This is a genomic window from Caballeronia temeraria (assembly GCF_001544795.2).
In the GTDB taxonomy this organism is placed as follows: Bacteria; Pseudomonadota; Gammaproteobacteria; order Burkholderiales; family Burkholderiaceae; genus Caballeronia; species Caballeronia temeraria.
Window position 1 is genome coordinate 1 of the sequence record NZ_FCOI02000065.1, and the last position, 11,474, is coordinate 11,474.

The following is an 11,474-nucleotide window of genomic DNA, read 5'->3' on the forward strand; positions in this document are numbered from 1 at the left end:
TGCTAACTCGTCCATCTCACTGCGTCCGCCACACGTTGGTTTCCCTTGCATGCCCGGCGGCAGCGCGTAGCGCTGTGCCGGAACTCTTTTGTGCTGGACCAGTGTGCTTAAGGGTTTCGGGCGGCAGACCGTGCGCGATCCAAGCCCGGTGGGGCCGATGAGGGCGCTCTTTAGGCGAGTGCCACGGTGGACGAGAGAACTACCCAACGTGCGTGTGACCGCGGGCGTTTCGAGCTGCTTTCTTTGGTTACTTTCTTTGCAGCAGCAAAGAAAGTGACTGCCGCCCCGCACAGGGGCAGCGCAAATAGACCACAAAGAAACCGGGACCCAGCAAAAAAAAAGAAATAACCATAAAACCCCACGCTCTTCGCGCAATAGCCATTGCGCCATCCCTCCGATAATGGCCCCATCGCAAAAACCGCCCGGCGCCGCGAGGCAAGAAAAGCAAGCGGTACGCAAACGCTCAACTTCCCCGGCAATCGGCCGATATACAAATCAGCCATGCGGCAGCGCCAGACCCCGCCGCTTCACCAGGATTCACGCATGTCCAATAACATCTTCAGCATTGGTCTTTCCGGTCTGAATGCAGCCCAGTGGGGCTTGACGACGACGGGTCAGAACATCAGCAACGCCGCGACGCCGGGCTATACGCTCGAGAAAGTCTCGTATCAGGAGTCGCCCGGTCAGTACACCGGCTCGGGTTATCTCGGCAACGGCGTTCAGACGGCAACCGTCACGCGCCAGTACAGCCAGTACCTGACGACGCAAGTGAACAACACGCAAGCGTCGAGCAGCGCCGCGAACACGTATTACTCGCTGATCTCGCAGCTGAACAACCTCGTCGGCGATCCGACCACGGGCATCGCGCAAGGCATCACCAATTACTTCTCCGGCCTGCAATCGGTCGCGAACTCGGCGAGCAGCACCGCAGCGCGCCAGTCGCTGATGAGCAGCGCGCAGACGCTCGCCGATCAGATCAACTCGGCCGGCCAGCAATACGATCAGCTTCGTCAAAACGTCAACACGCAACTGACGAGCGCCGTCTCGCAGATCAACAGCTACTCGCAGCAGATCGCCGATCTGAACAAGCAGATCAACATCGCGAGCGCGGGCGGCCAGCAGCCGAACCAGTTGCTCGACCAGCGCGATCAGCTCGTCACGAACCTCTCGTCGATGATCGGCGTCCAGGTCGTGCAGTCGGACGGCAACTACAACGTGTTCATCGGCAACGGGCAGCCGCTCGTCGTCGGCAATACGCAGTACGGGCTGCAAACCGCGCCTTCGCCGTCCGATCCGAGCGAACTCACGATCGCGTACAAGAGCAGCAACGGCGCGACGCAGACCGCCGCGAACATGCAATACCTCGACAGCTCGGCGCTCACCGGCGGCACGGTCGGCGGTCTCATCGACTTCCGCTCGCAGACGCTCGATCCGGCACAGGCGCAACTCGGCGCGATCGCCACGAGCTTCGCCAATCAGCTGAACGGCCAGAACGCGCTCGGCGTCGACCTCAACGGCCAGGCAGGCGGCAAGCTGTTCGCGACGACCGATCCGACCGTCGTCGCCAACGCGCGCAACAAGGGCACGGGCATGCCGACGGCCACGATCCCCGATGGCACGCAGCCGCCCGCAAACGACTTCACCGTCACCTATGACGGCAGCAAGTACACCGTGACGGACCCGGCGAGCGGCCAGACGCTCGGCACCATCGATCCGGCGACGGAAACGAACAAGACGATCAACGGCCTGAACATCGACGTGTCCTCGCTAAGCGGCGTGCAAAAGGGCGACTCGTTCACGATCCAGCCGACCCGCGCCGCGCTCGACAGCTTCAGGCTCACGACGAGCAACGGCGCGGCGATCGCGGCGGCCTCGCCCGCGGTGACATCGGCGGGGAGCACGAATACGGGCACGGCATCGATTTCATCGGCGACGGTGACGAGCAACACGATGACGTCCGGCATCAACCTGAAGTACAGCTCGACGGCGGGCGGCTTCACGGCGGATGTTCCGGTGACGGTCGGCACGACCACCTACGCCGCCAACACGACGATTCCGTACGACGCGAGCAAGGGTCTCACGGTCTCGGCGATGGGCGTATCCGCGACCATCAGCGGCACGCCGAAGGACAGCGACACGTTCACGATCGCGCAGAACAAGGGCGGCACGAGCGACGGCAGCAACGCGCTCGCGATGTCGAATCTGGTGTCGGCGAAGTCGCTCAACGGCGGCTCGGACACGCTGACGAGCTCATACTCGAGCTATATCAACAACATCGGCAACCAGACCAACCAGCTGAAGGCGACGAGCACGGCGCAGTCCTCGCTCCTCACCCAGGCAACGTCGGCGCAGCAGTCGGTTCAGGGCGTGAACCTGAACGAAGAAGCGGCCAACCTGATTCAGTACCAGCAGCTCTATCAAGCGAACAGCAAGGTGATTCAGACCGCCGCGACGCTGTTCCAGTCGCTGCTCGGCATGTTCAACTGAGGCTAAACGCGATGCGTATTTCCAGTTCCCAGTACTTCAACATGAACGTCGCTTCGATGAGCGACCAGCAAAGCACGCTTGCATCGATGTATCAGCAGATCTCGTCGGGCAAGCGCATTCAGACCGCATCCGACGATCCGCTCGGCGCGGCGCAGGCGGTGCAGCTCACGTTGAAGAGCGGCGCGCTCGCGCAGTACGGCAAGAACCAGACGACGGCGCTGTCGTCGCTGCAGCAGGAAGACTCCACGTTGAGCAACGTGAGCAACGTGCTGCAGAGCATCCAGACGCAGATCGTGCATGCCGGCGACGGCTCGCTCACCGACGCGGACCGCACGTCGGTCGCGAATCAGATTCAGGGTTTGCGCGATCAGCTTTTCGGGCTCGCGAACACCACGGACAGCGACGGCAACTATATTTTCTCGGGCCTCAAGGGCGGCACGGCGCCGTACACGAACGATCCATCGGGCGTGGGCACGCAGTATTCGGGCGACTACGGCCAGCGCTCGGTGCAGATCAGCGAAGGACGATCGATTCCCGTGGGCGACAACGGCGTCTCGATCTTCGGCAGCGTATCGCCGACGGAAAGCGATCCGGTATCGAGCGCGGCCGGCAACAACACCGGCACGGGGACGATCAGCGCGGTGAGCGTCACCGACACGAGCAATGCGGGCAACGCCAGTTCGTACACGATCAAGTTCTCCGTCTCGGCGACGGACGGCTCGACGACTTACTCGGTCACGTCGAACCCGGCGGATTCGTCGCTGCCGGCGAACGTCGCGTACACGGGCAAGACCGACATCACGCTCGGCGGCCAGAAGGTGACGGTCGACGGCGCGCCCGCGGACGGCGACTCGTTCTCGGTGCAGCCGGCGGCGTCGGGCAACAACGATATCTTCGCGACGCTCGACAGCCTCGTGAACGCGCTCAAGCAACCGACGGGATCGGCGGGCGCGCAGGCGGCGCTGACCAACGCGCTGTCGACGATCGGCACGAAGGTGAACAACACCTTCAACAATGTGCTGTCGGCGCAGACGGTGGTGGGCGGACGCGAACAGGAAGTGCAGTCGACGCAGACCTCGATGCAGACGAGCCAGACGCAGACGGCGAGCGATCTGGCGAATCTGACGAGCATCGATCTGGTTTCGTCGATCAGCCAGTACGAGTTGACGCAGAACTCGTTGCAGGCGGCGCAGATGGCGTTTTCGCAGATTCAGAAGATGTCGTTGTTCGATTACATCGGGAATTGATGGTCGGCTTCCCGAGCCTTTGCGGTCGGACGCGAACGACATGCGCGCGAAATGGGAGATTTCGCGTATCACCTTCGCGTCCGCTCGGACATGATGTTGCCGCGCGGCATCGAGGAATCCATCTGCCGTAGAAGCTTGCCGCTGTCGCGCAGTCACCGTCTTTCGGGCGGCGCTATCGTACGTTTCACGGTGCCGCGACGGCCCGTGATTCAAGGAGGCTGCGTGGTAACACCGGCTCGACTTGCTTCCGCGCGAGGCAATAACTTCCAGGCTTCCGGGCACCACAACGAGATGAGCAACCATGAGCGCTTCAACGTCGTCTATGACGGCCCTGCACTCGCGGAACATCGAATGGACGTGCGCGATCTCGCGCCGGCGCTCGTGGCCATCGCGGACCTGTTCACAGCAGCGAACAAGGAACTGAACGGCGATTCAGCCGATGTCCGTGTCGAAGTCAAAGGAAGTTTCAAAGCGGGTTCGTTCGAACTCGATCTCATCTACACTCGACATTGACAGCGGCGAAGTTGTATCCAACTCCGTTGCCAGAAAGTTCTGCTCATGGAATCGGTCGTCTTCAAGGACGGAAACAAGTGGCGCGTCCATGACGGCCAGTATCCGTTCTTCGCCGCACTGGACGACGAAGAATTTCTGACCAAAGTGAACGACGGCGAACGCTTCGGAAAGGGCGACGTGCTCGTCGTGGACCTTCGCCAGATACAGACGATCGAAGCGGGCGCGCTGAAAACCGAGTACCAGATCGTGAAGGTGCATGAGCATCGCGCACCTCTCCAGCAAACACTGCTTTAGCGACGAAGCGTGGCACAACGCTGGTGAACATCTCCGATCGCTGCCCGTCGCCGGGCGGCGATTTTTTTTGCGCGCCGAAACAATCCATTTCGGCGCGCGGCGCACCCATCTAGGCATTGTCCGATGCCCGCCAATCCGCTACGCCAATAAGCTTTCCGTCGGCTGTGAGAGTCGACAGAGGCAACACCGTCAGGGGAGGCGAGGAAAAATTGGAAGACACGATCAAGACTGCCGCGCGCCGCGCGCGCGATCCGGAATTCGCGCAGCGTTTTCTGGTGGGCGAGGGCATCGATCTCGCGCCGCGGGACTCGTTTTTCCGGCGTTCGGAGCATCTTTTTCCGCGCATCACGAAGGTGTGGTGGTGGGACACGTCGATCGGCGCCGAGCAAAGCATGACGGGCATCGCCGACGCATCGCTCGACTTCGTGCATGCGCATACGTGCCTCGCCACGCAGGTCAATCCCCTGCAGTCCCTGTCGCGATGGCTTGATCTGCTCAAGCCGGGCGGTCATCTGATCGTGACGATGCCGTGCGAAGTCAGCCACGAGGCGCAGAAATGGCGCTTTTCGATCGGCCCGTCGCCGCACACGCCGTCGTCTTCGATCGATGTCGTGGAACTCATGAAGAAGCTCGCCCACACCGCGCAATACGTACGCCTCGCGCCGGTGGGCGCCGAGGCATCGAATGGAGAGTTGATCGAACTCGTTCTGCGCAAGCGCGCCGTTCAACGTGCAGACGAGCGCATGATCGCGATCATCAATGCCGAAAGCGCACAGGCATCCGTCGCGGCATGCTTCGCGGCGATCGAAGCCTATCCATACCGCTATGACGTCCATCAGGTCGCGGCGCAGGAACTGCTGCGCTGGCGCGAGTTTGCGCAGATAGACGCCGTGCTCGCGCATGCCGTGGAGCACATGCCGGACGATCACCGTTCGCGGCTCGTTCACGCACTTCACGCCATTTCGAGTGGCCGGCTGAACGAAGGCTTCGCGCTGCGCGAGCGCCTCATGAGGCCGGTTGCCTGGCAGCGCCGTACGAAAGCGCAACCGCCGCGGGATATTCCGTGCTGGAGCGGCGAACCGCTCGCAGGCAAGCGCATCGTGATCTGGAGCGAGTTCGGACTCGGCGACGAAATCTTCTTCTTCCGTTTTGCCCGGATTCTGCGCGAGCAGGCCGGCGCGGCGAGCGTCAGCGTCGTGTGCCAGACGCCGCTTGTCGGTCTGTTCGAGGCATCGGGCGAAGCGGATGCGGTCATCGACGTGCAGGCAGCCGGTGAGATTCCCCCGCACGACTATTGGGTCTATCCGCACGCGATACCCGTGCATCTGCCGCTCCAGTTCGACGCGCTGCCGGAGTCCGTGCCGTATCTGCGCGCACCGCAAACGCCTGCGCCGGGCATGACGCAACTCGACCCGCGCGCGGTGAAAGTGGGCATCGTGTTCAGGGGCGATCCGACTCGCGAGAACGACAGCACGCGATCGATGCCCTCGATCTCCGTGCTCGACGCGCTGTTCGGCATCGAAGGCGTCGAGTTCTACAGCCTGCAAAAGGGCGCCGGTGCGGGCGAAGCGGCGGAGTACGCGAAGCGCCTGCACAACTTCCACGACATCGGCGCGCAGGTCACGAACATGGCTGAAACCGCCAGCGCCATCGCGGCGCTCGATGTCGTCGTCACCACGGACACATCGGTCGCGCACGTTGCGGGCGCGCTCGGCAAGCCGGTCTGGCTGATGCTCGCCTGGTACTGCGACTGGCGCTGGCACTATCTGCGCGAGGACAGCCCGTGGTATCCGTCGATGCGGCTCGTGCGTCAGGAATACGGGCAGGACTGGGCGGGCGTCGTCGGACGTATCGGCGGGTGGCTCAGGCAATGGTCGGAGAGGCGGGGGCGCTAGAACATCGCGCCGGTCACCCGCCCGACTTGCGCAATGCCCACATCGAAAATGCGTTGAAAGAAGGGCATGAGATTGGGCACCATCAACTGGAGCAAAAGCAGGCCCGCGAGCATCGTCACCGGAAAGCCGACCTGAAAAATCCCGATCTGCGGCGCGGCGCGATTCAGAATCCCGAGCGCGAGGTTAGCGATCAACAGCGCCGCGACAATCGGCAACGCCAGCAAAAGCCCGGTAGAAAACACGCTTCCGCCATATCCGACCAGCACGCGCCAGCCCTGCGCATGCGACGCCGCCGCAACGACGTTCGCCTCGACCGGCACGCTCTGAAACGTCGTCACCAGCGCGCCGATCAGTTGCAGATGGCCATCGAAGACGAGAAACGCGAGCATCGCCAGCGTGTTCAGATAGCGCGAAACGACAACCGCATTGCCGCCCGCGCGCGGATCGTAGAGCATCGCGAAACCGAGGCCCATCTGCTGGCCGATGAACTCGCCAGCGGCATCGACGGCGGCGAACGCGATCTGCATCACCATGCCGATCGCCGCGCCGATCAGAAACTGATTCACGATGATCCACACGCCCGCCGCCGAAAACACCGTCGCCTGCGGCATGGCGGGCAGCGTCGGCGCGACGATCAGCGAGATGAACGCGGCCAGCCCGATCTTCACGCGCATCGGGATCGCCATGTGGCTCAGCACGGGCGCGGTGGCGATCAGCGCGAGGATGCGCACGAACGGCCAGAGAAACGCCGTGAGCCAGCCGTTCAGTTGCGCATAAGTGACGGAAAACATCGACGGAAATCAGCCTGTGATCGCGGGCGTGATCGTGAAGACGTGGCGCATGTAGTCGAGCAGCGTTGAGAGCATCCACGGACCGGCGATCACGAGCGTCACCGCCACCGCGATCAGCTTCGGAATGAACGAGAGCGTCGATTCGTTGATCTGCGTGGCCGCCTGAAACAGGCTCACCACCAGACCGACGACCAATGCAACCAGCAACAAGGGCGCGGCGAGCAACAGGGCGACGTACATCGCCTGATGCGCCATCGTCATGACGGATTCTGGCGTCATCGAAAACTCCTCAGGAAACGAAACTCTGCGCGAGCGAGCCGATCAGCAACTGCCAGCCATCGACGAGCACGAACAGCATCAGCTTGAACGGCAGCGCGATGGTCGTGGGCGACACCATCATCATGCCCATCGACATCAGCACGCTCGCCACCACCATGTCGATGATGAGAAACGGAATGAAGATCGTGAAGCCGATCTGGAAACCGGTCTTCAGCTCGCTCGTGACGAACGACGGCACGAGCAGCGAGAGCGGCACGTCTTCCGGACCGTTCATCGGCGCGGCATGCGAAATGCGCGCGAACAGCGCGAGATCGGATTCGCGCGTCTGCTTCAGCATGAACTGCTTGAAGGGCGCGACGCCGCGGGTCATCGCCTGATCCATCGCGATCTGGCCGTCGGAAAAGGGCTTGTACGCGTCGGTGTAAGCGCGGTCGAGCACCGGCGACATCACGAAGAACGACAGAAACAGCGCGAGACCGACGAGCACCTGGTTCGGCGGCGTGCTCGTCGTGCCGAGCGCCTGCCGCAACAGCGACAGCACGATGATGATGCGCGTGAAGCTCGTCATCATCAGGACCATCGCGGGGAGGAACGAGAGCATCGTCAGCAGCAGCATCGTCTGCACGCTGAGCGAGTAGGTCGTGCCGCCGTTCGGGCCGGGACTCGTGTTGAAAGCGGGCAGGCCGGCCGTGCTTTGCGCGAATGCCAGATACGGCATCAGACCGATCGCGACGGGCAGCGCGAGCTTCACGCCGCGCACCATATGACGACTCAACTGCATGACTTGCTCCCGCCGGCGATGCTTGCGAGGGCATCGGGAATGCGCTGACCTTGAAGAACGACAAACGTGATAGCCATGAAAATCTGCCTGTTTCGATAGGCTGAATTGTCGGTTACCCCGATGTCGAACGATGGCGCGAACAGAGGGGGAAACCCGCGCCAACTCGTTCTATTGCGAAGCGGCGCCGTAAACGCGAATCGGGCGCGGTCCTTTCGAACCGCGCCCGATGTATCGGCAAGACTGACTTACTTGCCCGGCGAGACGAACTTCTGCAGCCGCTTGTTCGCTTCGCCGGCGAGGGCGTCGCGGAATCGCGCGCCGAAGCTGCCGGCCGACGAAGGCGCCGCCACGCCGACGCCTTCCACTTCCGACGATCCGGCGGGCATCGTGTGCAGGAGACGCACATTGCCGGGACCGGCGCCGAGCACGAGCCACGTGTCGCCCACTTCGATGACCGCGACGCGCTCCTTGTTGCCGAGCGATGCGCCGCCCACGACCTTCACGAGACCGCTGCGCTTGCCGCCCTGCAAGCCGAACTTGCGCGCGAGCCACGCGCAGCCGAACACGAAGCCGATCACGACGACGAGTCCGACGAGGGTTTGCAGCACCGCGCCGAAGCCGAGCGACGGCACCGCGGTGCCCGCGCCGACGCCCGATGCGATCTGCGCGGCGTGGTTCACCGCGTTCATGTCGGCGGCTTGGGCGAAAAGGGGCGCGGCGGCGAGCAGCGCGACGGCCAGGCGTTTCATCGATTCAACTTCCGGATGCGTTCGGACGGCGTGATGATGTCGGTCAGGCGAATGCCGAACTTGTCGTTGACCACGACCACTTCGCCTTGCGCGATGAGGCAGCCGTTCACGAGCACGTCCATCGGTTCGCCGGCGAGGCCGTCGAGTTCCACGACCGAGCCTTGCGCCAGTTGCAGCAGGTTGCGGATCGCGATCTTCGTGCGCCCGAGCTCCACCGTCATCTGCACGGGGATGTCGAGAATCATGTCGATGTCGTTGCGCGTCGACGGCGCCGTGGCCTTCGACAGCGGCTGGAACACGCCCGCGCTCGCTGCGACCGGCGCATCGTTGCCGTTCTGCTCGGCGAGTGCGCTCGCCCAGTCGTCGAGCATCATTTCGTCCTCTTTGTCCGCGCCGGGCGCGTCGTTCTGCATCAGGTCACTCATATCCACCTTCCTTCATCGTATCGCTCGCGCTGATCATCTTCTGCACGCGCAGCGCGTATTGACCATTGAAAATTCCGTAGCCGCATTCCATGACCGGCACGCCATCCACTTTCGCGACGACGTGCTCCGGAATGTCGATCGGCAGCACGTCGCCCGCCTTCATGCTGAGCAGCTGTTCGAACGACGAGCGGACTTCGGCGAGATCCACCGTCAGTTCCACTTCCGCCGACTGCACCTGCTGCGACAGCACGCGTACCCAGCGGCGGTCGACTTCGAGCGCTTCGCCCTGGATCGGCGAGGAGAGCACGTCGCGGATCGGCTCGATCATCGAGTACGGCATGCAGATGTGGAGCGTTCCGCCCGTCGAGCCGAATTCGATCGTGAACTGCGTCACGATGACGATTTCGTTCGGCGTCGCCACGTTGGCGAACTGCGTGTGCATCTCCGAGCGCATGTATTCGAACTGGAGCGGCTTCACGCTGCGCCACGACGTCGCGTAGTGCTCGAACACGAGATTGAGCAGCTTGCTGATGATGCGCTGCTCGGTCTGCGTGAACTCGCGCCCTTCGACGCGCGTATGAAAGCGCCCGTCGCCGCCGAACAGGTTGTCGACGACGAAGAACACGAGGTTCGGATCGAACACGAACAGCGACGTGCCGCGCAGGGGCTTCACATGGACCAGGTTGAGGTTGGTCGGGATCGGCAGGTTGCGCGTGAATTCGCTGTATTTCTGCACCTTCACGGGACCGACGGAGATTTCCGCCGAGCGCCGCATGAAGTTGAAGATGCCGACGCGCATGAGACGCGCGAAGCGGTCGTTGATGATTTCGAGGCCGGGCATCCGGCCGCGGACGATGCGTTCCTGCGTCGCAATGTTGTAGGGACGGACGCCGGCGGGCTTGCTCTCGTCGGAGACTTGATCGATTTCGCCGGTGACGCCCTTGAGGAGGGCATCGACCTCCTCTTGCGACATGAACTCTTCGTGGCCCATGACTCTTTTACTCGCTGATGCGGTGTTACTGGACGACGAATTCGGTGAACAGCACTTCCTCGATGCGCACCGGCTTCTCGGACGTGCTCGCTGCGGTTTCGACCGCGGCGCGCAATTCGTTGGCGAGCTGTTTCTTGCCGTCGACGGTCGCGAGATCGTCGGGGCGCTTGCCGGAGAGCAGGAGCAGCACGCGGCTGCGGACTTCGGGCATGTGCTCGGTGACGAGCAACTGGACCTTTTCGTCCTTCAGCTTGAGCGTGAGACCGGCGCGAAGGTAGTGCATGGTGCCGTCGTCGGACTGGAGATTCACCGTGAGCGAATCGAGCGGGAAGAACACGGGCGGCGGTTCCGGAGCGGGTTTGGCCGGACCGTGGTTCTTGCCGAGGAAAAAGTAGGCACCGCCGGCGCCCGCGCCGAGCAGCACGATCGCACCGATGGCGATGATCAGGATCTTTTTGAGTTTTCCGCTTTTCGCGGGAACGATGGGTTGCTGGTTTGCGGTCGTGGTAGCCATTTGCTTGCCTCTTTCGATAGGGTGAATTGTTGGCTATCGCGGTGTAAAGCGATGGGTCGAACAGAGGGGGGTTTTCTGGCTATTCCGTTCGATTGGGGTTGGGGGCGACTTTGGCGCAGTCTGCGATGGCTTTTTATGGTTAACGGGGGGATTTCGGGAAACTTTGTTTTTTTGTTGCCGGATCCCGGTTTCTTTGTGGTCTATTTGCGCTGCCCCTGTGCGGGGCGGCAGTCACTTTCTTTGCTGCTGCAAAGAAAGTAACCAAAGAAAGCAGCTCGAAACGCCCGCGGTCACACGCACGTTGGGTAGTTCTCTCGTCCACCGTGGCACTCGCCTAAAGAGTGCCCTCATAGGCCCCACCGGGCTTGGATCGCGCACGGTCTGCCGCCCGAAACCCTTAAGCACACTGGTCCAGCACAAAAGAGTTCCGGCACAGCGCTACGCGCTGCCGCCGGGCATGCAAGGGAAACCAACGTGTGGCGGACGCAGTGAGATGGACGAGTTAGCA

Annotated in this window: 13 protein-coding genes; 5 read left to right on the forward strand and 8 right to left on the reverse strand. The window is 62.6% G+C overall.

Features of this window, described 5'->3' with window-relative positions; genetic code table 11:
- Nucleotides 1-170: 170 nt before the first annotated feature.
- The gene (locus AWB76_RS41405; RefSeq protein ID WP_074171500.1) at nt 171-503 is read right to left on the reverse strand and encodes a hypothetical protein; all 333 of its coding nucleotides are present in this window, start codon (nt 501-503) and stop codon (nt 171-173) included.
- A 40-nt stretch (nt 504-543) separates the two neighbouring features.
- On the opposite strand from AWB76_RS41405, the gene flgK reads away from it, so the two are divergent.
- The 5 genes from flgK (at nt 544) to AWB76_RS37865 (ending at nt 6,436) form a co-directional block, all read left to right on the forward strand.
- Nucleotides 544-2,487: a flagellar hook-associated protein FlgK gene (gene flgK / locus AWB76_RS37845; RefSeq protein ID WP_061165198.1), complete on the forward strand. Its 1,944-nt coding sequence runs from the start codon at nt 544-546 to the stop codon at nt 2,485-2,487.
- 11 nt (nt 2,488-2,498) lie between these two features.
- A complete protein-coding gene (gene flgL / locus AWB76_RS37850) occupies nt 2,499-3,734 on the forward strand; it encodes a flagellar hook-associated protein FlgL (RefSeq protein WP_061165199.1) in 1,236 nt (411 codons plus the stop codon).
- A 291-nt stretch (nt 3,735-4,025) separates the two neighbouring features.
- The gene (locus tag AWB76_RS42560) at nt 4,026-4,247 is read left to right on the forward strand and encodes an LAPAL motif-containing putative phage structural protein (protein ID WP_061165200.1); all 222 of its coding nucleotides are present in this window, start codon (nt 4,026-4,028) and stop codon (nt 4,245-4,247) included.
- A gap of 45 nt (nt 4,248-4,292) precedes the next feature.
- Nucleotides 4,293-4,541: an LAPAL motif-containing putative phage structural protein gene (locus tag AWB76_RS42565; RefSeq protein ID WP_061165201.1), complete on the forward strand. Its 249-nt coding sequence runs from the start codon at nt 4,293-4,295 to the stop codon at nt 4,539-4,541.
- A gap of 209 nt (nt 4,542-4,750) precedes the next feature.
- Nucleotides 4,751-6,436: a glycosyltransferase family 9 protein gene (locus AWB76_RS37865; protein ID WP_061165202.1), complete on the forward strand. Its 1,686-nt coding sequence runs from the start codon at nt 4,751-4,753 to the stop codon at nt 6,434-6,436.
- Here AWB76_RS37865 and fliR read toward each other — a convergent pair.
- The 7 genes from fliR to fliL form a co-directional block, all read right to left on the reverse strand.
- Nucleotides 6,433-7,227, reverse strand: a complete 795-nt coding sequence (gene fliR, locus AWB76_RS37870; RefSeq protein WP_061165203.1) for a flagellar biosynthetic protein FliR — start codon at nt 7,225-7,227, stop codon at nt 6,433-6,435. The genes AWB76_RS37865 and fliR overlap by 4 nt on opposite strands.
- Nucleotides 7,228-7,236: 9 nt before the next feature.
- Entirely contained in the window at nt 7,237-7,506 is a 270-nt protein-coding gene (fliQ, locus tag AWB76_RS37875) for a flagellar biosynthesis protein FliQ (protein WP_008352562.1), read from the reverse strand.
- A gap of 10 nt (nt 7,507-7,516) precedes the next feature.
- Entirely contained in the window at nt 7,517-8,269 is a 753-nt protein-coding gene (gene fliP, locus AWB76_RS37880) for a flagellar type III secretion system pore protein FliP (protein WP_244173693.1), read from the reverse strand.
- 263 nt (nt 8,270-8,532) lie between these two features.
- Nucleotides 8,533-9,036, reverse strand: a complete 504-nt coding sequence (gene fliO / locus AWB76_RS37885; protein ID WP_061165205.1) for a flagellar biosynthetic protein FliO — start codon at nt 9,034-9,036, stop codon at nt 8,533-8,535.
- A complete protein-coding gene (gene fliN / locus AWB76_RS37890; protein WP_061165206.1) occupies nt 9,033-9,461 on the reverse strand; it encodes a flagellar motor switch protein FliN in 429 nt (142 codons plus the stop codon). The genes fliO and fliN overlap by 4 nt, the downstream gene beginning before the upstream one ends.
- Nucleotides 9,454-10,452, reverse strand: a complete 999-nt coding sequence (fliM, locus tag AWB76_RS37895) for a flagellar motor switch protein FliM (RefSeq protein WP_061165207.1) — start codon at nt 10,450-10,452, stop codon at nt 9,454-9,456. Before fliM ends, fliN begins: the two co-directional genes overlap by 8 nt.
- A gap of 25 nt (nt 10,453-10,477) precedes the next feature.
- Nucleotides 10,478-10,966, reverse strand: coding sequence for a flagellar basal body-associated protein FliL (gene fliL / locus AWB76_RS37900; protein WP_061165208.1), 489 nt, complete (start codon nt 10,964-10,966; stop codon nt 10,478-10,480).
- Nucleotides 10,967-11,474: the final 508 nt, after the last annotated feature.